We start from the raw sequence: 19,327 nt of genomic DNA, 5'->3' as shown, positions 1-19,327 counted from the left end.
CCATGACTGAACTCACTCCATCTAATTCCGTTTCACCTTCTTCCAACGGCAGACGGCTTCTGTTCTTCCTTCTGGTTCCCGCGGTGCTCTGCGTTGCCGGAGTTCTGACACTCGGCCTGCGGGGGCGGCAGACGAAAGCTCTCGCCGCAACCACGCGCGCCCTGGAATCGGAACCGGTCTCGATCATCCATGCCAAAGCGGGCGCGCCTAACAGCGAACTCACGCTGCCCGGAACCCTGCAGGCCTACTCCGATTCACCGATCTATGCACGGACAAGCGGCTACGTCTCCCACTGGTACGCCGACATCGGTACCCACGTGCGCCAAGGCCAGCTCCTCGCCGAGATTGACTCACCTGAGATCGACCAGGAGCTGAATCAGGCGCGTGCAACCGTGAACCAGGTACAGGCGAACCTCACCCTGGCGAATATCACCGCCAAACGCTACCAGGACCTGATCCGGACGAACGCGGTTTCGCAGCAAGAGGTGGATCAGAACAATCAGAACCTCGAAGCACAGAAGGCAAACCTGCAAGCCGCCGCCGCCAATGTGAACCGCTTGCAGCAGATGCAGGGTTTCGAGCGTGTCGTGGCGCCCTTCGACGGCGTTATCACACAGCGCCGGACCGATATCGGCGATCTCGTCAATGCCGGCAACGGCGGCGCTGCCTTTGAACTCTTCCGCATTTCGAAGATCGACACGGTGCGCATCTTCGTTCCGGTGCCGGAAGCTTACAGCCAACAGATCACTAACGGGCTGAAGGCGGCACTGGAGCTTACAGCGATTCCCGGAAGAGAGTGGAGCGGCAGTGTCACTCGTGACAACCACGCAATCGACGCAGCCTCACATACGCTGCTTACTGAGATCGACGTGCCGAACCCAAAAGGTGAGCTAATGCCCGGCGCCTATGCCACGGTACGCTTCCATATCACACAACCGGTCTCATCTTTGACCGTCCCGTCCGGGTCTGTTCTCTACCAGGCGAGCGGGCCACAAGTCGCCACCGTGACTTCGCAGAACACCATCCTGCTCAAGAAGGTCACCGTCGGACGCGACTTCGGCGACTCAGTGGAAGTCACAAGCGGCATCTCGGCAAACGATGCCGTTGTCTCCAGCCCACCTGATTATCTGATCGACGGCATGCGCGCCGACATTCAGAACGCAGCAGCAGGTCAAAACTAAGGAGGAACCATGCAGAGCAAGCAGCGTTTCACTTCGGCCGTCCTCGCCTGCGCTTTCACCGTGCTGTTAGCGGGTTGTATGGTAGGCCCGAATTATAAGAAGCCGGTCGTTCCGGTGCCTCCCACGTTCGCCGGTGCAAACGCATCGTCCGACAATTCCCAGAGCTCGATCGCATATACAAATTGGTGGAAGGTCTTCAACGACCCTGTACTCAACGACCTTGAGACCCAGGCCGACCAGGCGAATCGCGATATCAAGATCGCCGTAGCCCATGTCGATCAGGCATCCGCCTTTACCCAGGGCGTACGCTCGCAGTTGTATCCGACGCTCGGCGTCGGCGGATCCGCGCTTCGCGCGCGTGAGGCACAGAACCGCCCCAACAACGGCAATACGGCGGGACGGTCGGCCACGTATAACGATCTTCAGCTATCCCTTGCGGCCAGCTATGAGTTCGATGCCTGGGGACGCATCCGGCGCTCGATCGAATCTGCCCGGGCGACACAGGAGGCGTCCCAGGCGGACCTTCGCTTCGTGACGCTCTCCGTCGAGTCCGATGTTGCAGCGACGTACTACAACCTCCGCCAGACGGACCAGGAGTTGCAGATTCTCAGCAACACGATCGATACACTTCGTCAGAGTCTGGAGCTGACGACGAGCTTATTCCAGAAAGGGCTCAGCAGCGAGCTTGAAGTCAAGCAGGCACAGACGCTGCTCGATCAAACGGTGGCGCAACAACATGCCGCCGAGCTGCAGCGGGCGCAGATGGAGCATGGCCTGGCGGTGCTACTGGGACGTACCGTGGAAAGCTTCTCACTGCCCGCCGCTCCGTTGCAGGCTCTTCCTCCACGGATCCCCATCGGGCTGCCGGCGAACCTGCTCGAGCGACGCCCTGACATCGTGGAGGCCGACCGCTCCGTCGCTGCAGCCACTGCACAGATCGGTGTTGCGAAGGCTGCCTACTTCCCGCAACTGTCGCTTACCGGCCTGGCTGGATACGAGAGCAGCAATGCAGTCCATCTGCTCAACTGGCAGAACAGCATCGCCTCCCTCGGAGCGTCTGTGGCAGCGCCTCTCTTTACCGGCGGCAGACTGAAAGCCGGTGTAGAACAGGCTCAGGCTGTCTACAGACAGTCGTTGGCGCAGTATGAGAAGACGGTCCTCGGCGCCTACCGCGAGACCGAAGATCAGCTCTCCGCACTTCACTTCCTGGAACAGGAGGCCGACGCACAAGGCAGAGCGGTGCAGGAAGCGCAGCAGGCACAAGCCATCGCAACAGCAAGGTACAAGAGCGGCCTTGTAAGTTATCTTGACGTAGTGGTCGCGGAGCAGATGGTGCTGGCCAATGAGCGCAGCGCGGCTCAGATCGCCGGAGAACGCATGGTCGCCTCAGTCGTTCTGATCAAAACCCTGGGCGGCGGATGGAATGGGACCGCAACTCCCTAGAATGCCACAGCCAGGCCTAATAAAACCCGGCGATGAGCGAGTTTCGCCCACCGCCGGGACCCTGGAGGCTAACCAAGGAACTTATCTCTTCGCGGAGAGATACTTCTGAATCTTCACGTTTAGACGACGGCAGGACAGAGAAAGACGCATTATTACGAGCTGCGCCTCTACCTTAAGGCGCACTGAATGTCGTGTGATGGGATGATGCAGAATCGCAGCGATGACTACACGGCCGATGCTGTCGTCGATGCCCGATGCGTCTCGCGCCAATCGCCCGGCGGCACACCTTCCCACGAGCGGAAGGCACGGCCGAAGGAGTTCGGGTCCTGGAAGCCGAGCAGATAGGCGGCTTCATTCAGTTCCAGCGCTGAGTTGCTGAGATAGTACCTTGCCATCTGGTGACGCGCCTCATCGAGAACCCGCTGGAAGCTCGAGCCGCCTTCCTGCAAGCGGCGCTGCAAGGTACGCGAGCTCATATGCAGCGCACGCGCCACCACTTCAATGGATGGCCGCTGGCCGGTCAGCCGGTCCTGAATTGCTCGTCTCACCAGCTCGACGAGGCTGTCCGTCGCCTGGTGCAGCTTCATCTGCTCGTCAAACTGCGGAGCCAGCATATCCAGCAGCTCCATGTTCCTGGTCACGAACGGAAGCTTCGCATCTTCTGCGCGAAAGACAATCACGTTCTGGAAGGCGCCGCTCGTCACCGGACAGCCAAAGTGCCGCTCCATCTCACGCACTTTCGATCGTGGCTGAATGTACTCCACGCGCAGAGGCGTCACTGGCTTTCCCGTGCCATGCTGCGCAATCGTCACCATCCACGCGAAACAATGATCCGTTAGCGCCCGGGGCTCCGCTTCCACCGCCTGCAACCAGCGGAAGTTGATGCTGAACTCGTCATCGTTCATCGAGGAGACAATCTCCTCCGGGACGGTCAACTTCTTGAAACGGGCCATGTGCTTCACCGCCGCGACAAAGTTCTCGGTCGACAGAGCAGCGATCCCCATGGGATGAAAGCGCTCCGTCCTTGTCTCCACAGCAAGCCTCAGGCCGATCAATGGGTCGGAGCTCACACTCTCAACCGCATGCCACAGAGCGAAGAGCTCTTCGGTCGATACCAGGATGCGCGTCTGCTGAAAGAGATCCTGCGGCAACCCTGCCTTCCGCAGCACCTCGTGGACAGGCACACCAAGTTCAGTGAGCTTGAGGGCAAGGCGGCCCGCGACACGGAAATGTTTCAGCATGGAGTTGGCCTCCTCCTTACAGCCTACCGGAGTACGTCCAGGCGCAGCATGCCTATTGCGCCATATCACATACAAACCACGCCAACTTCGGCGGCGCGGAATGGCGTATCTTGCAGGGAGATTGGCGGGTGATGTTGGGCGCCGCCGGCCGGTACAGGATTATCGTCAGAGCATCGGAACACTGCCTCCTGCACTCCAACAGGCACGGAGTGGTCAACGGCAGACGGTGTTCAGGAGGAAAACAAGATGCAGAAGCGTCTCTTAGGAAAGAGCAACCTCGAAGTCTCGGCGCTCGGTTTTGGCTGCATGGGACTCAGCTCCGGGTTTGGCCCGCCGACCGAGAGGTCGCAGGCCGTCTCCCTCATCCGCGCGGCCTTCGATCGCGGCGTCACCTTCTTTGATACGGCGGAGGCCTATGGACCGTACCTCAACGAAGAGGTCGTCGGTGAGGCCCTGGCTCCGGTGCGCGACCAAGTGGTGATCGCCACCAAGTTCGGGTTCCGCTTTGCCGACGGCAAAATCGCCGGACTGAACAGTCATCCCGATCGCATCCGCGAGCATGTCGAAGCGGCGCTGAAGCGGCTCCGCACCGATGTGATCGATCTGCTCTATCAGCATCGCGTCGATCCGGAGGTGCCGATCGAAGATGTCGCCGGCACGGTGAAAGAACTCATCGCACAGGGCAAGGTCAAGCACTTCGGTATGTCCGAGGCCGGCGCGAAGACCATTCGCCGTGCACACGCCGTGCAGCCGGTCACCGCTCTGCAGAGCGAGTATTCGCTCTGGTGGCGCGAACCCGAAGAGGAGATTCTTCCCACACTCGAAGAGCTCGGCATCGGCTTTGTCCCTTTCAGCCCACTGGGCAAAGGGTTTCTCACCGGCGCCATCAACCAGAACACAGAATTCGCCCAGAACGACTTCCGCAACCTCTCCCCCCGCTTCAACGAAGAGAACCGGAAGGCCAATCAGACACTCGTTGATGTGTTGGGTTCCATCGCGGAGGCGAAGAACGCTACCCGTGCACAGATCGCCCTGGCGTGGCTGCTCGCGCAGAAGCCGTGGATCGTACCTATCCCAGGCACCACCAAGCTGCATCGCCTGGAAGAGAACCTCGGCGGGGCGAACGTCACGCTGACTGCAGGAGACCTCAAACAGATTGACGAAGCACTCGCGGGCATTGAAGTTCTGGGAGAACGGTATCCGGAGTTCCTGCAGCGCATGATCGATCGGTAGAACGAAACATCTATTTCCTGCCCGGGTGCCCCACCCTCGCAACGCTAGGGTGGGTTGGGAAGCCACAAAACATCTGGGGTATTCCGTACCCACCCTAGCGTTGCGAGGGTGGGGCACCCGGTGGGAAAAGGCTGCGTTCCATTACGTCTCCAGCACGCCCTTCAACCGCCGCACGCCTTCTCGAATCTCCGTCTCCCGCAACCGCGCAAATCCTAAGATCAGTCCCGGCCTCAACGGCTTGCCAACATAGTGCCCAGAGACTCCATAGATCCCAACACCACGCTCGGCCGCGCGCGTGATCACCGCTGCCTCGTCGATACGGCGCTTTGGCCAGAGAACGATGTGCGCGCCTGCACCCTGTCCCGTCACCGTCACCTCATCGCCGAAGACATCCTCCACCGACTCCAGCAAAGCATCACGGCGCGCTACATTGCTTCGCCGCAGCCGCCGCAGATGGCGCTCATACATGCCGCTGATAAGAAACTCCGCCAGCGTCTGCTGTTCCAGGGTTGAGGTGTGACGGTCACACAGCCACTTTGCCGCCATCAGTGCCGGCATCAACGAACGTGGAGCGATCAGATAGCCGATACGCAGTGCCGGAAAGACCGTCCGTGAAAATGTCCCCAGATAGAGCACGCGGCCCTCGCGATCCAGTCCCTGCAACGACTCCAGCGCCTGGCCTCCATAGCGGAACTCGCCATCGTAGTCGTCTTCCACGATCACCGCGCGATTGCGCTTAGCCCAGTCCAACAGCTCCAACCGGCGCGAGAGCGGCAGCACCGCACCCGTCGGAAACTGGTGCGACGGCGTCACAAAGACCATCCGGGCCTCTGCGGGAATCTTTGCCGGCACAATGCCTTCGTGATCCACCGGCACCGACCGCACGCGCGCTCGTGCCGCGCGAAGCCCCTCGCGAATGCCGCGATATCCGGGATCCTCAATCGCGACCGAGTCCTCCGGCTCTACCAGCACACGTATGATCAGGTCCAGCGCCTGTGCCGATCCGTTCACGATCAACACCTGCGATGCATCGCACACCACACCACGCGAACGCTTCAGATGTGCCGCGATGGCCTCCTGCAACTCCGGAGATCCAGCCGCGGAGCCGTAATCCAGCTCATGCACCGGAGCCTTGCGGGCACTGCGCAGCAACATGCGCCTCCACGCCTCGAACGGAAATAGATCGATGTTGCTGCGGCCATAGACAAAGTCATACCGCAGGGGCCGCGGTCGACGATCGGCTGCACCCAGCTCCGCGGCCGTCTGCTCCACAAGCTTGCCGAAGCGCGACATCCGGAACCGCGTGGTGTGCATCCGCTCCTGCACGGCACGCAGATTCAGCGCATCGGTCACATAGGTTCCCGCACCGCGGCGGCCGGCGACGTATCCCTCAGCCAGCAGTTGATCGTAGGCAAGCAGCACGACCGTGCGCGAGACATGAAGCTGTTCCGCCAATTCGCGTGTTGACGGCAGCCGCTCGCCGGATCGCAATTTGCCCGCCAGCACGGCATCGCGCAGGCCATGATAGATCTGCCGGGAGAGCGGTTCACCAGTCGAAGAAATTGGTATCACCAGATTCATAAAAAGTGGACCTTTGAGATTACCACGCAGTCTGGCACGATGAAATCCATGACAGATCAGGTACAAAGGCCCATGACCGAGCGTTCCCAGGTAAGACGTGTTCCCAAGCGCGCCGCCTACGACGCCGCCACCATTCACGCCATCCTGGATGCGGCGTTTCTGGCCCACGTCGGCTTCGTCGTCGAAGGACAGCCATTCGTTATTCCCACGCTCTACGGTCGCAGGGGCGACAAGTTGTATCTCCACGGCTCGGCGGCCAGTCGCATGCTTCGCGAGTCGGGTAAGAGCATCCCGCTCTGTATCACCGTCACGCTGGTCGATGCCCTGGTGCTGGCTCGCTCTGCCTTTCATCACTCGATGAACTACCGCTCGGTGGTCGCCTTCGGTAACGCGCGTCTGATCGATGGCGCGGAGCAGAAGAATGAGGCTCTCCGCCTGATCTCTGACCATCTCCTCGCCGGCCGGTGGGATGAGGTGCGGCCGCCTACTGCACAGGAACTCAAGGCGACGTCGGTGCTGGAGTTCACCATCGAAGAGGCCTCCGCCAAAACCAGAAGCGGCTTCCCAGTCGATGATGAAGAAGATTATGCGCTGCCGGTATGGGCAGGCATTCTGCCTCTGCCGGTCATACCGCAGGCGCCCGTCGCCGACCCGCAACTCCCCGCCGATATTGCTGTATCTGCAAGCGTTAGAGCATTTTCTCTGTAGGTGTAGCGCAGGGCTTCCGGATCTATGGGCGTTTTCCGCAATGAAAACGCCGCGGCACTTCTCTTCCGGGATACCCAGAAACAGGGAAAATGCTCTAGCAACCGATTTACCCGGTGACCGGGGACTACTAACCCGATCACCGGTCTGCCGGTCTAATATGGAGACGACATTTTCGGTCTGGAAGGAGAGGTCCTATGCGCCGCTATTACCTTCTCGCCCTTGCCGCACTGCTTTCCACGACAGGCTACCCACAACAGCCGTCGCCGGTCGTCCAGTATCGGCTTCCCGAACTTCAGGCCTCGCCCGCTGCCTGCCCCATCGGTTTTACCGCGCGTGCCAGCGGAACAGCGGTGATGGTGCAGACAAAGGATGGAAGGGGCAAAGAGTCCGCCCACTCCGTCGCGCTGCAATTCAAGAGCAACGATACCCGCCGTGTTGAAAGCGCAACGGTGACGATCCACGGCATCCGGCAGACAAACCTCTATCTCAAGACCCGCGGTGCTACCCAAGCCAACATCTCCCGCACGTTCTATCTGCATCCCAACGTGGGATCAGATGGACTGGCACAGGATCAGGTCTCAGTAGCGGGAATCACCACACTGCGATCGGCCGAAATTACCGAGATGCGTTATAGCGACGGAACAGTCTGGCATCCTTCAAAACTCTCAGCCTGCCAGGCAGCGATCAGCGGTTTTCGGCTCATCAATACGCCTGTTAAGTAAGAGTTATGGAGCGGGCCCCTTTAACCGCAGTGGGTATAGAGACCTGGGGCGTCGCCCCAGGCTGGTATAGAACGCGCCTTCAGCGCTTGAAGCCTACACCTTTTGTTTGTCATTTCGTAGTGACCGAAGGGAACGGAGAAATCTGCTTTTTAACTCATTTTCTCTACCCGGGTGCCCCGCCCTCGCAACGCTAGGGTGGGTGGGGACTACCGCAAATTTCGAACAACCCACCGACCCATTAACATAAAAAACATGCAGGAGTTCGTGATCGGCAACAAGCAGAAGGTAGACCTCGAAACCTGGGAGCGCCGCTCCATCTTCAACTTCTTCAAAAACTTCAGCGAGCCCTATCACGGCGTATGTCTTCGCATGGACTGCACCGAGACCTTCCACTACGCCAAAGAGCATGGCCTCTCCGTCTTCCTCTCCCTGGTGCATCGTTCACTCGTCGCCTCTCACCTGGTGGAGAACTTCAAGACCCGCATCGTCGACGGTGAGGTGTGGCGCTATGACCAGATCCATGGCGGCAGCGCGATCGGCAGATCGAACGGCACCATCGGCTTCGGCCACTATCAGTTCCGCGAAGGGATCCAGCAGTTCGTACACGAAGCTTCTCTCAAGGTCGATGAAGTAAAACAGCGCGACGATATCGAGCGCTTTCCGGAAGACAACCTGATCCGCTTCTCCGTGCTTCCCTGGTTCGACTTCACCTCCATCTCCCACGCAAGGGAGTTCGCACGAGTTGACTCTGCACCGAGGGTCACCTTCGGCAAGATCAGAGACGCGGACGGACGCTGCACCATGCCCGTCTCTATCCACGCGCATCACGCCCTGGTAGATGGCCTGCATGTCGCGCAGTTCGTCGAACGCTTTCAGGAGTTGCTGCTCGCCCCGGAGGCTCAGCCGGCGCTGCGCAGTGGCGCATAACGGGAAATTCATTGCCGCACACATCCCCTCGGGATACGCTTTTCTTCATGCGCACGACCCGTCTTCGTAATACCATCGCAGTTCTTGCGGCCTTCGGCCTTAGTCTCACTGCCTCTGCACAGATGGAGCATCATCACCACGATGCCGCACCGCCGGCCGCGTCAGAGAAGCTCGGCGCCGTCTCCTTCCCCACAAGCTGCGCCGTCACATCGCAAAAACCCATGGAGCGCGGTGTAGCGCTGTTGCACTCGTTCGGATATACCGAAGCGCAGCAACAGTTCGAGGCCATTGCAAAAGCTGACCCCACCTGTGCGATGGCTCACTGGGGCATTGCGATGACACAGTTCCGGCCGCTGTGGGAGCGCCCTGATGCACAGGCGCTCAAGCTCGGCGCCGAAGAGATGGCCAAAACCCGCGCCCTGGCCGGCAGTGCCACGCCGCTTGAACACGGCTACATCGATGCCCTCAGCGCCCTGTACAAACCGGAGACCACGGCCTACGAGCAACGCACCTCCGACTACGAACGCGCCATGGAAGCGCTGCACGCCGGCTTTCCCAACGATGTAGAGGTGGCGGCCTTCGATGCCTTGGCTATTCTTGCCGCCGCGCCACCCAACGAAGGGAACCTGGAACATCCGCGGAAGGCGCTCGCCATCCTGCAGCCGCTCTTTGCGGCGCATCCCAATCATCCCGGCCTGGCGCACTACATCGTGCACACCTGCGATACACCGGCACTTGCTCCTCAGGGACTGCAGGCGGCTCGCGTCTACGCTTCTATCGCACCATCGTCCGCACACGCTCTGCACATGCCCGGACACATCTTTGCCCGTCTGGGCATGTGGCAGGAAGATATCTCGTCCAACCTTGCTTCGATGGCAGCATCGGAAAAGGCAGAGAAAGCGCACCAGACCGGCGCCGCACACCAGATGCACGCAGATGAGTTCCTGATCTATGCCTGGCTACAGACCGGTGACGACGAGAAAGCCCGCGCTCTGACCGCGAAGATGCGCTCTGTCTCGGCAGAGATGGCGGCCATGCCGTATATGGACGACATGAAAGACTACGGCCCTTTCTTCGACAATGAGCTGCACTCGATCTACGTGCTGGAAATGCGTGACTGGAAATCCGCCGCTGCATTGCAGATCGCACCGAAGGCGCCTCCCTCGTCGCAGTTCTACGTGTACTGGGCAAACGGCCTGGCCGCAGGACATCTCCACGATGCAGCCGCGCTCGATACGGCGATTCACAATATGGATGGCGAGATCGAAGCGGTAAAGCAGTCTCCCTTCGCATGGCTGATCGATGTACTCAATATTCAGCGTTATGAGCTCGTCGGCTGGAAGAGCCTTCTCGCAGGCAAGCCGGACGACGCCATTGCCTCGATGCAATCCGCAACTGCACTGCAAGACAAACTCGGCCAGCAGGAGGTCGACCTGCCGGCGCATGAGATCTTCGCCGATATGCTGGTCACCATGAAGCAGCCGGAGCAGGCGCTGGGCGAATACAAACAATCGCTGAAGGTAAGCCCCAACCGCCTGAACACCCTGCTCAGTGCCGGTCAGGTCGCCGAGCAGTTGGGCCGCACCGCCGAAGCCCGCGGCTTCTACAAGACCGCCGCCGCGCAGACGGCGAACGGTGCCCATAGCCAACGCGCCGATCTGAAACACGCTGTCTCGATTGCCAACGCAAAAGGATCCGGGTTGTAGTTCAAACCGGATCAGCGATGAGATAACGAGCCATACGATCCGCAGCCTTGGTAAGGCCGATGCGGGGCGTTGTGATGATCTCTCCAGCTTTATAACCATCGTCGAAGATGCGGAGGGCGGCATCGGGTTCTGTCATATCGATGCCATCTTCCGTCTTCCGCGCAATGCCGAGGGCCTGGCACAAACGTCCAGGTCCTCCCGTAAGCTGCTTTGCAGATGCCTTGGGCGTTAGCTTCCGAAGCCTCGCCATCGTCTCCAGACCTTGCAGTGGATAGAGAGCGCGAAAGAGCACTCCGCCTGCATGTCCATCGGGCAAACACGATACGTTCAGGCAGTAATACATACCGTAGATGAAATACACATACGCCACTCCCGGCGGCCCGAAGAGCACGGCGTTGCGTGACGTGCGTCCGATATATGCATGCGAGGCCGGATCTTCGAGGCCGAAGTACGCTTCTACTTCGGTGATCCTGCCGCTTAGCTCTTCATCCCCCAGACGGCGCACCAGCACCTTGCCCAGCAGCGCCTTCGCTACGACATCGGGAGTTCGCTCATAAAAGCGGCTTTCAAGCTGGATCGGACGTTTCTTTCTCATCGTTCTTATTTGATTCTCAACCCTAGGGTGTGTCATCAAACTCCTGCCGTCAGCGCCGGGAGCAGATTTTTCTGAGGTCTAGGAGCGAGGAGAGAACTGTAGCTGGTCTACTGGAACGACGAGCGACGAAGAGATCGGGAAAATCTGCCCCGGCCCTTCGGGTTGCGGCGCAAATTCGCCCATACTTCGTTGTCGTCCTCGGCTGTGGGCCCGCCACAGCCTTCGGCCTCCGCCTCGTCTGAACAAATTTGCGCTCGCAACGCTGGCGACAGGAGTTTGATGACACACCCTAGCTCTCCATATCGAGAAGCCGAGCCTTTACATCCAGACCTCCGGCGAAGCCTGTCAACTTACCGGAAGAGCCGATCACCCGATGACAAGGCACAACGATAGAGATCGGATTACGTCCGTTCGCCGCCCCCACGGCACGGCTTGCGGAAGGCCGTCCCAATTGCTTCGCCAGTTGCCCGTAGCTCCGTGTCTCTCCGTATGGGATCGCGAGCAGAGCCTCCCACACATCTTTCTGAAATGTGGTTCCTCGCATATCCAGCGGCAGATCGAAGGCCCGGCGTGAGCCGGCGAAGTACTCCTCAAGCTGGCGTTCCACCTTCAACAGGACCGGATGCCTGTCGTTCTCGACCAGGCCTGTCAGAGGAACGCGTCGCGGGCTATCGTTCTCCCACAGGATGGCTGCCAATCCCTTATCACTCGCAACCAGTTTCAGTGCCCCGACCGGGCTCTCGACAAATTTATAGGCGAGGTTCATTGCATGCTCCTTCCTGGTGGTTGTTACTTCGAATCTCCATCCGCTGCCCAGAGATGTTGTGCGGCATAGGCTCGCCAGGGTCTCCATGTCTCGGCCCTGATGTGGAGCTGCTTCGCCGTCAGCAGATCGCCTGTCACCGTCTTCGCTCCCCGCAGTAGGCCGACATCCGATGCAGGAAAAGCGTCGACCTCTCGCAGAGCCCGCAGAGCGATGTACTGTGCCGTCCACTCGCCAACTCCAGGAATGGCTTTCAGAGACGCAATCGCCTGCTCTATCGAACTCGCCGACTGAAAGATCTCAGGCGACTTCGCTGCGGCACGTGTCACCGATCGCAATGTTTCGAGCCGGGCTGCCGGCATACCGAGACCAAGCGATGACGCCTTTGCCAGGTGCTTCGCCGCAGGAAAGGCATGCGTAAGATCGGGATGCATACCTCCGCCAGACGGCAGAGCCCTGCCGTGCAGCTCAACCAGCTTTCCCGCTAAACGTCTCGCTGCGGCGACACTGACCTGCTGTCCCAGCACGGCGCGGATCGCGAGCTCAAAGCCATCCCATCCTCCCGGCGCCCGGAGCCCCGGCCTGCGGGCAACAAACGGCGCAAGCTGCGCATCGCGCGCAAGATGCTCATCGATGGTGCCGATATCGATATTCAAATCGAACTGCCGGCGTACCCGATGCACAATCGCGGGCAGTGCCTTTACGCTGGGGAATTGAATCGTCACGCACAGGCTCTCGCGTTTGGGCAGATGCTTAACCGCAATCGCGCCCAGCTCACCATCAAGTTCGATGACGCGGTGATAGACACGATTGGCAACCACCTCCACCCCGGGGATCGCGCGTGCTTCAAGAAAATGCAGCATCGCGTCCCAATCGTAGGGAGGCCGGTAACGCAGCCGAAGCATCGTGCCGGCCTCTGTTGCCACAACACTCGATCTGCGGCGCAGCGCGCTGGGAGGTCGGTGAAAGAGATTCTGAAAGACCTCGTTAAATCGGCGCAGGCTGCTGAAGCCCGAGGCCAGGGCCACTTCCGTCATCGGTAGATCTGTATCGTGAATCAACTGCTTCGCAAACAGGACACGACGGGTCTGCGCCACGGCGATGGGTGACGCTCCAAGATGCTGTAGAAACAGCCGCCGTAGCTGGCGCTCGCCTACGCCGAGCCTCTCGGCCAGGGTTTCAACCGTCTGCGCTTGACCATCCAGGGCGCCTTCTTCGATCAGCCTCAGCGCGCGCGAGACGGTGCTGCTTGTTCCCTGCCATGCCGCAAGCTGAGGCGCCGTCTCAGGGCGGCAACGCAGGCACGGACGGTAGCCGGCCTCCTGCGCTGCGGCAGCGGAGCTGTAAAACGTGCAGTTCTCAAACTTCGCCGTGCGTGCCGGACATACGGGCCGGCAGTAAATTCCGGTGGATTTGACGCCCACAAAGATCTGACCGTCGAAACGCGCGTCACGACTCTGCAGCGCCCTGTAAGCGACCGCCTTATCGGGGACAACCATGCCATAAGTGTCGCTTGCTCGCACCCCGGAATACTCGCGGAATTCGGACATCAATGAAAAGAAGGATGTCCCTTGCATTACGTCATGTCAGGCGAGCGTAGGAGGAACGAAACGCAGAAGGCTCTCGACGCGCGCAGCTGGACTAGAGCATTTTTTCCTGCCGGTGTCGTGAAGGCTTGTGCATCTCTATGGGCGTTTCCTCAATGAAAATGCCGCTGCTGGCTCCTCCCCCGGAATACCCAGCAACAGGGAAAATACTCTAACTATGCGCTCTTCAATCACTTAGCTCATCAGAACAGGGCGCCTTTCACCGGCCCGTCATAGCTAACGTGCTTCTCCGTACAAAGGAAAGTAAGATCTTTCCTCAACTTCGCGACCCGGTCGAAACAACACGAGGGGGTTTTATGTGTCTCTAAACGTGAGTCGGTGCCAGATCTGTACCAGGTCTACGCGTAGGCGGATAGGGAGTGTTTTAAGAGTGTTGCAGCCACTACAGCTCGAAGAGGTGAAGAGTCGTTACGCAAATGAGATCGCTGAATTGCGAGACTTCCTCCAGAAAGCTGGTTGTACCCCTGGAGCGCCCGAATCGCTGCGCGCCATCGTCAATCGGTTACAGCGAGACCGCTCGTTTCATCGCGATCTGACCTCGTACATCTGGGTCGCCATTCACAGCGGCCATCGAAACATCAGCTACGCCGACCTGCTTGGCGTACTGGCGGTTGCAGCCGCCGGCGGCCGGTATGCGGCTGAAGCAGAGGAAGACGACGCGCACGCCCTGCTTCGCTTTGTTATCGAAGCGCGAGAATCGCTCGATGGAACAAGCCGGCAAAAGACCCCACCGCCTATCGATCATCTCCCGCCAATCGTCCCGGCGTCTGTAGCCCCACCGCCGCCGGTCGAGCCCAAAGCGGTCCATCCGCAACCCGCTAAGCCAGAACCGACCCCGCAACAGTCTGTAGAGGGACAGCCCGTCCAGTCACAACCGGTGCAGTCACGACGTGGCCGCTCGCGGCACGTCCGGTTGCAGCAGGTCGAACCACAGCACGTCGAGCCGCAGCACGCTGAGCCACAGCACGCTGAGCCGCAGCACGCTGAGCCACAGCAGGCGGAGCTGCAACAGGCCGAGCCGCAGCAGATTGAGCCACAGCAGGCCGAGCCGCAGCAGATTGAGCCACAGCAGGCCGAGTCACAGCCTGTCGAGCCAAGGCCGGTAGAGCCAAAGACCGTCTACGATCATGAGCCGTTTTATCCGCACGCACGTCCTTTTCCCGAAGAGTTCTCTCCTCTGAAAGACGAAGAGGAAGGCACGGGCACGCGGAAACGTTTGATCTGGCTCACAGTGTTTTTTTTGGTGGCCGGTTTAATCGCCAGGGTCGCGTTCCACAATCGCACCATTCTGGATGAGACCGCCGCACCTGCGACAACCGCTCCGGCGGAGAGCCCTGCTCCAGGCTCTACTCCTCCCAGCCCTCGCTCTACCCCCTCCAGTCCTCGCATCGACACAGCGCCGGCGCCCGCACCCGAGCCCGAGGTGGCCGCACCTACTCCTCCTGCAACGGAGGAACGAGGCGGTCGCACTCCGGGCGCCGGCACACGGGCGCGGGGTGCCCACAGACCTCCGCCAGTGAACTCCCCGGCCTCCGCTTATCCCTCAACTCCCTTAGCATCTCCGCAGCCTCGCGTCACGACTCCATCCGGCCCGGCTCCAAAGATCCCCCCTCCACCTGAATCTCACTCAGCGCCAACTCCGGCTCCCGCGACGATCCCGGCTACGCGCCCTGCCTCTCCCTCTGGGCCGGATCTCACTAACACCGACCGAGGCCGCGCAGTCCCCCGCCTTTTACGCCGCACTCCGGAAGATCAGGCAGAGCTGGCCGACGCATCGCCACCCGCGAACTTGCCGTCTCCCACCAAACCGTCCACGGCCGCGGCGTCCAGACCCGCTCCCGTTGCCGCTCCAGCAGCACCACACGGTAGCGTCCGGGCCATCTCGCTGGGGGTAAATGCGTCCAATGTTCTTTACAGCCCCACCCCGGTTTACCCCCAGGCTGCTTCTGACGCGCATATACAAGGCGACGTGAAGGTAGAAACTAATGTCGACCGTAATGGCAACGTCGCTTCCGTACGCGTCGTCAGTGGGCCGCCGCTCCTGCGGGATGCCGCACTCGATGCAGCGCAGCGCTGGCGCTACCGCCCACACTTCATCGGAGGCGAGCAGGCTGCCATGAGCGCCATCACGGTCTTCGAGTTCCAGTTGCCGTAAAACCCTTAAATGCCCTGGCGTCTCTCATAAAACACACCGATTTGCCGATATGATCCAGATCCGCTGTCTCTATGAACTTTCAGCGGCGTTAGGAGATTTATTTGCGGTTTACCGCCAATATCCTAAAATATTGCAATCTGTGGTTCACCGTTGAGCTACTCAGAAGAACCTCGCTCTCTGGATAGCTTGGCTTACGGGGTCCCTTTCCCCGTGGCAATGTCGATGCAGAAGCAGCTATCCAATCCGAAGGCTCCCCTCATCCTGACGCTGCTTGCGGCTCTTGGATCGATCTGCTTCGCCGTGGGTTCCGGACTCTTTCTCTACAGCAATACAGAAAAGCTGATCGCTGCCCGCGAGTGGGTCGAACACACGCAACAGAGCCAGCTTGCGATTGAACGGTTGTCGCGACAGGTCGAGCGCATCGATACACAGACACGGCTGTACGCGGCCAACCATGATGACAGTGCATTGCGCTCCGCGGTTTCAGCAGCAATCGCCCTGCAAAGCGGATCGCTGCGCATGAAAAGCCTGCTCGCCGACAATCGCAAGCAGGACCAAAATGTCGAGCAGATCCAGGAGTGCGCAAACCACCTGCTCGGTACGCTGACCTCGCAACCGCAAGCACCCGAGCTTCGCGAGGAGACGGTGCAGTGCCAGCACTCCCTGTCCCTGATGGCGGCCCAGGAAGGTGACCTGCTCCGGCAGAGAAACCAGGCATCAGAGAGCCGTTCCAAGTTGTCCTTCGTGACCGAGCTGACGGTCGTTCTCATTACGGTAGTGGTCCTGCTCGCCCTCTTCGGTCTGTTGGTACGCGACATCATCATGCGGAACCGGATCGCACGACATCGGGAAGAAGCCTCCGCCGAGCTGGAAGAGAGCAACCGAGGCCTGGAAGCAAGCATGAAGACTCTCCAGCAGCTGGCCGACGAGGGTGTGCTGCTCTCTGCGTTCCGTGACGATCTGCAGCTCTGCACCACAACTGACGAGGTCTATGAGGCGGCATGCGTCCGCTTCCCTCAGATCTTTCCACAGACAAGCGGAGCAATCTGCATCATCAATAACTCGCGGAATGCGCTGGAGAGCATGTCGACCTGGGGAGAGTCGTCAAGCCAGATCTCCGAGGTCTTTCCGCCGGATGCCTGCTGCGGCCTGCGCATGGGACAGTTTCGCTTCCGCAAACCGGGTGCTTCAGAGGTCCAGTGCGGGCACTTTGTCGGCAAACCTCCGGTGCGTTACGCCTGTGTCCCCCTCATGGCGCAAGGCGAGACGCTGGGGATAGTCTTTCTCCAGTGCCCCACGGAGGAGATCGCAGCACAGGTCGAGACCAGAAACGAAGCTCTCCGTCAGCTCGTACAGCTCACAGCGATCACGCTGGCCAGCATCGACCTTCGCAACAAACTGGAAGCTCAGTCCGTTCGCGACTCCCTCACCGGCCTGTTCAATCGTCACTTCATGGAGATCGCCCTGGACCGCGAGCTGGCCCGCGCCGCACGCCGCAAGAATATGCTGGCGGTCTTTATGGTCGACGTCGACCATTTCAAGACATTCAACGATCGCTACAGCCACGCGACCGGCGACAGTGTGCTCAAGAAGGTTGCCAAAGTCATCGGCGCTTCCATCCGAACGGAAGATGTTGCCTGCCGGTACGGCGGCGAAGAGTTCACCATCATCGTGCCCGACACGACCATTGAGGCCGCGCAGGAGAGAGCGGAACGTCTACGTGTCGCAGTCGAGGCGCTGCCGGCGGCTCTGGAGAACGGCCTCCACACCCATGTGACAATCTCAATTGGCATTTCCATCTTCCCAAATCATGCAACCTCACCCGATCACCTGTTGCGCAGGGCCGATGAGGCTCTCTATCGCGCAAAGCACGAAGGCCGCAACTGCGTGCGGGTTGCAGATTCTGTAGCAGAAGTTGTGCTTACCTAACCCCCCATGCACAGGGTGCCCCATCCATCGCATCGCAATGGGTGGGATATCGCGCTACGCGCGAGCATTGTTGCCGTGCAAAGCGAATCAGGGTCCATTAAAAATTACGGAAGCCAAGACTATAGAACTATAGGACGGGCCTTCAGCCCTCTTGCTCTTCTTGGCCCGGAGACCTGGGGCGTTGCCCCAGGCTGGTATAGAACGCGCCTTCAGCGCTCAGTGTCGAACCAGCCCTCTACTCCTCCGAACCCAGGGGCGCTAACACTTCCACGGTCGCCATCGTCTCTGCTTCCTCGCCCACATCCGGCTTATGGATATCCGGCAGAAACCCGGTAAGCAGACCAAGAGCCGGCAAGACCGAGCAGACCTTGTAGACGAAGTCGATGCTGGTGCGGTCCGCAAGCGCGCCAAGGACGGCCGCCCCTAATCCACCCAATCCGAACGCGAGCCCGAAGAACAAACCGGAGACCATGCCGACCCGGCCCGGCAGGAGCTCCTGCGCGTACACCAGAATCGCCGAGAATGCGGAAGCGATCACCAGCCCAATCACAACGCTGAGCGCGACCGTCACCGGCAGAGCGACATAGGGCAACAACAGCGTGAGCGGCAGCACACCCAGGATCGAGATCCAGATCACCTTCTTGCGCCCGATGCGATCGCCCACCGGGCCGCCGATCACCGTGCCCGCAGCCACTGCCGCGAGAAACAGGAACAGGTAGAGCTGCGCATCGCGTTCGCCGGTGTGGAAGTGCTGCATCAGGTAGAAGACGTAATAACTGGTGATGCTGGCCAGATAGAAGTACTTGGACAGCGTCAGCATAATCAGAACCGCCAATGCCCCGCCGATCCGCTTCCTGCTCAGATTCAGCGTGTGCTTCACTGCAGCATGCTTCTTTTGAATCGCCTGGCCGTGCTGCTTATACCAGTGACCAAGACCTGTCAGCAGAACAATCCCAAAGAGCGCTGCCAACGTAAACCATGCCAGGCTCTTCTGTCCTTGGGGAAGCACAACGAAGGCAATCAGCAACGGTCCAAGCGAAGAGCCGAAGTTCCCTCCCACCTGGAAGACGGACTGTGCCATGCCATGAGCTCCGCCCGATGCCAGGCGCGCAAGACGGGATGACTCCGGGTGAAAGATCGACGAGCCTACCCCCAACAGTGCACCGCCAACCAGCAGCATTCCGTAATTCTGCGCGAAGGCAAGAACCAGTAGCCCGCTCATCGAGATCGTCATGCCAACCGGCAGCGAATACGGCTGCGGCCTGCGATCGGTGTAAAGCCCCACCAGCGGTTGCAGCAGCGATGCCGTGATCTGGAAGACCAGGGTCAGCGCGCCGATCTGCCCGAACGACAGGTGAAAGTTCCCTTTGAAGATGGGATACGCAGCAACAAAGAGTGACTGCAACATGTCGTTGAGCATGTGGCAGAGACTCGCCCCTCCCAGCACGCGATAGGTTGCGGAGTTTTCCTTCGGATTTCGTATCGCTTCACTCATGACCATTTCCGTATTTCTCTTCACCCTCGAACGATACAATC

The 19,327-nt window shown here is 60.0% G+C and carries 15 protein-coding genes; 9 read left to right on the top strand and 6 right to left on the bottom strand.

The window, feature by feature from the left end; genetic code table 11:
• Window positions 1-2: 2 nt before the first annotated feature.
• Window positions 3-1,181, top strand: a complete 1,179-nt coding sequence (locus AB4Y89_RS20465) for an efflux RND transporter periplasmic adaptor subunit (RefSeq protein ID WP_442302793.1) — start codon at window positions 3-5, stop codon at window positions 1,179-1,181.
• A gap of 9 nt (window positions 1,182-1,190) precedes the next feature.
• Window positions 1,191-2,624: an efflux transporter outer membrane subunit gene (locus AB4Y89_RS20460; RefSeq protein ID WP_442302792.1), complete on the top strand. Its 1,434-nt coding sequence runs from the start codon at window positions 1,191-1,193 to the stop codon at window positions 2,622-2,624.
• A 224-nt stretch (window positions 2,625-2,848) separates the two neighbouring features.
• Here AB4Y89_RS20460 and AB4Y89_RS20455 read toward each other — a convergent pair whose 3' ends face one another.
• Window positions 2,849-3,865 (bottom strand): AraC family transcriptional regulator ligand-binding domain-containing protein, encoded by a 1,017-nt coding sequence (locus tag AB4Y89_RS20455; RefSeq protein WP_442302791.1) that lies wholly within the window; start codon window positions 3,863-3,865, stop codon window positions 2,849-2,851.
• A 246-nt stretch (window positions 3,866-4,111) separates the two neighbouring features.
• Here AB4Y89_RS20455 and AB4Y89_RS20450 point away from each other — a divergent pair, with 246 nt between their 5' ends.
• Window positions 4,112-5,098, top strand: coding sequence for an aldo/keto reductase (locus tag AB4Y89_RS20450; protein WP_442302790.1), 987 nt, complete (start codon window positions 4,112-4,114; stop codon window positions 5,096-5,098).
• A gap of 141 nt (window positions 5,099-5,239) precedes the next feature.
• Here AB4Y89_RS20450 and pdxR read toward each other — a convergent pair whose 3' ends face one another.
• Window positions 5,240-6,679: a MocR-like pyridoxine biosynthesis transcription factor PdxR gene (gene pdxR / locus AB4Y89_RS20445; protein ID WP_442302789.1), complete on the bottom strand. Its 1,440-nt coding sequence runs from the start codon at window positions 6,677-6,679 to the stop codon at window positions 5,240-5,242.
• Window positions 6,680-6,751: 72 nt separating this feature from the next.
• On the opposite strand from pdxR, the gene AB4Y89_RS20440 reads away from it, so the two are divergent.
• The 4 genes from AB4Y89_RS20440 to AB4Y89_RS20425 all read left to right on the top strand — a co-directional run bounded on the left by AB4Y89_RS20440 (window position 6,752) and on the right by AB4Y89_RS20425 (window position 10,742).
• The gene (locus AB4Y89_RS20440) at window positions 6,752-7,387 is read left to right on the top strand and encodes a pyridoxamine 5'-phosphate oxidase family protein (RefSeq protein ID WP_442302788.1); all 636 of its coding nucleotides are present in this window, start codon (window positions 6,752-6,754) and stop codon (window positions 7,385-7,387) included.
• Window positions 7,388-7,581: 194 nt separating this feature from the next.
• Window positions 7,582-8,109 carry a hypothetical protein gene (locus tag AB4Y89_RS20435; protein ID WP_442302787.1) on the top strand — a complete coding sequence of 176 codons (528 nt, stop codon included), beginning with the start codon at window positions 7,582-7,584 and terminating at the stop codon, window positions 8,107-8,109.
• Window positions 8,110-8,361: 252 nt separating this feature from the next.
• Complete coding sequence (locus AB4Y89_RS20430; protein ID WP_442302786.1) at window positions 8,362-9,036, top strand: CatA-like O-acetyltransferase; 675 nt, start codon at window positions 8,362-8,364, stop codon at window positions 9,034-9,036.
• Between the two features lie 47 nt (window positions 9,037-9,083).
• Complete coding sequence (locus AB4Y89_RS20425; RefSeq protein ID WP_442302785.1) at window positions 9,084-10,742, top strand: hypothetical protein; 1,659 nt, start codon at window positions 9,084-9,086, stop codon at window positions 10,740-10,742.
• 1 nt (window position 10,743) lies between these two features.
• Here the strand turns inward: AB4Y89_RS20425 and AB4Y89_RS20420 are convergent, their stop codons facing one another.
• From AB4Y89_RS20420 to AB4Y89_RS20410, 3 genes are all read right to left on the bottom strand, one after another.
• Window positions 10,744-11,337 (bottom strand): DNA-3-methyladenine glycosylase, encoded by a 594-nt coding sequence (locus AB4Y89_RS20420; protein ID WP_442302784.1) that lies wholly within the window; start codon window positions 11,335-11,337, stop codon window positions 10,744-10,746.
• Between the two features lie 289 nt (window positions 11,338-11,626).
• A complete protein-coding gene (locus AB4Y89_RS20415; RefSeq protein ID WP_442302783.1) occupies window positions 11,627-12,103 on the bottom strand; it encodes a methylated-DNA--[protein]-cysteine S-methyltransferase in 477 nt (158 codons plus the stop codon).
• A 23-nt stretch (window positions 12,104-12,126) separates the two neighbouring features.
• Complete coding sequence (locus tag AB4Y89_RS20410; RefSeq protein WP_442302782.1) at window positions 12,127-13,599, bottom strand: AlkA N-terminal domain-containing protein; 1,473 nt, start codon at window positions 13,597-13,599, stop codon at window positions 12,127-12,129.
• A gap of 478 nt (window positions 13,600-14,077) precedes the next feature.
• Between AB4Y89_RS20410 and AB4Y89_RS20405 the strand changes: the two genes are divergently transcribed.
• Both AB4Y89_RS20405 and AB4Y89_RS20400 read left to right on the top strand, forming a co-directional pair.
• Complete coding sequence (locus AB4Y89_RS20405; RefSeq protein WP_442302781.1) at window positions 14,078-15,862, top strand: TonB family protein; 1,785 nt, start codon at window positions 14,078-14,080, stop codon at window positions 15,860-15,862.
• Window positions 15,863-16,084: 222 nt separating this feature from the next.
• Complete coding sequence (locus AB4Y89_RS20400; RefSeq protein ID WP_442302780.1) at window positions 16,085-17,791, top strand: sensor domain-containing diguanylate cyclase; 1,707 nt, start codon at window positions 16,085-16,087, stop codon at window positions 17,789-17,791.
• A 235-nt stretch (window positions 17,792-18,026) separates the two neighbouring features.
• On the opposite strand, the gene AB4Y89_RS20395 is transcribed toward AB4Y89_RS20400, so the two are convergent.
• Complete coding sequence (locus AB4Y89_RS20395; protein WP_442302779.1) at window positions 18,027-19,286, bottom strand: MFS transporter; 1,260 nt, start codon at window positions 19,284-19,286, stop codon at window positions 18,027-18,029.
• Window positions 19,287-19,327: the final 41 nt, after the last annotated feature.

The organism is Terriglobus sp. 2YAB30_2 (genome assembly GCF_052114765.1).
Classification (GTDB): Bacteria; Acidobacteriota; Terriglobia; order Terriglobales; family Acidobacteriaceae; genus Terriglobus.
This window is presented reverse-complemented; position numbering and strand designations above follow the sequence as displayed.

What these genes read in the sequence shown, in the direction of transcription:
- AB4Y89_RS20465 (WP_442302793.1), top strand. Translation starts at nt 3, where the DNA reads ATGACTGAACTCACTCCATCTAATTCCGTTTCACCTTCTTCCAACGGC.
- AB4Y89_RS20460 (WP_442302792.1), top strand. Translation starts at nt 1,191, where the DNA reads ATGCAGAGCAAGCAGCGTTTCACTTCGGCCGTCCTCGCCTGCGCTTTC.
- AB4Y89_RS20455 (WP_442302791.1), bottom strand. Translation starts at nt 3,865, where the DNA reads ATGCTGAAACATTTCCGTGTCGCGGGCCGCCTTGCCCTCAAGCTCACT.
- AB4Y89_RS20450 (WP_442302790.1), top strand. Translation starts at nt 4,112, where the DNA reads ATGCAGAAGCGTCTCTTAGGAAAGAGCAACCTCGAAGTCTCGGCGCTC.
- pdxR (WP_442302789.1), bottom strand. Translation starts at nt 6,679, where the DNA reads ATGAATCTGGTGATACCAATTTCTTCGACTGGTGAACCGCTCTCCCGG.
- AB4Y89_RS20440 (WP_442302788.1), top strand. Translation starts at nt 6,752, where the DNA reads ATGACCGAGCGTTCCCAGGTAAGACGTGTTCCCAAGCGCGCCGCCTAC.
- AB4Y89_RS20435 (WP_442302787.1), top strand. Translation starts at nt 7,582, where the DNA reads ATGCGCCGCTATTACCTTCTCGCCCTTGCCGCACTGCTTTCCACGACA.
- AB4Y89_RS20430 (WP_442302786.1), top strand. Translation starts at nt 8,362, where the DNA reads ATGCAGGAGTTCGTGATCGGCAACAAGCAGAAGGTAGACCTCGAAACC.
- AB4Y89_RS20425 (WP_442302785.1), top strand. Translation starts at nt 9,084, where the DNA reads ATGCGCACGACCCGTCTTCGTAATACCATCGCAGTTCTTGCGGCCTTC.
- AB4Y89_RS20420 (WP_442302784.1), bottom strand. Translation starts at nt 11,337, where the DNA reads ATGAGAAAGAAACGTCCGATCCAGCTTGAAAGCCGCTTTTATGAGCGA.
- AB4Y89_RS20415 (WP_442302783.1), bottom strand. Translation starts at nt 12,103, where the DNA reads ATGAACCTCGCCTATAAATTTGTCGAGAGCCCGGTCGGGGCACTGAAA.
- AB4Y89_RS20410 (WP_442302782.1), bottom strand. Translation starts at nt 13,599, where the DNA reads ATGGTTGTCCCCGATAAGGCGGTCGCTTACAGGGCGCTGCAGAGTCGT.
- AB4Y89_RS20400 (WP_442302780.1), top strand. Translation starts at nt 16,085, where the DNA reads ATGCAGAAGCAGCTATCCAATCCGAAGGCTCCCCTCATCCTGACGCTG.
- AB4Y89_RS20395 (WP_442302779.1), bottom strand. Translation starts at nt 19,286, where the DNA reads ATGAGTGAAGCGATACGAAATCCGAAGGAAAACTCCGCAACCTATCGC.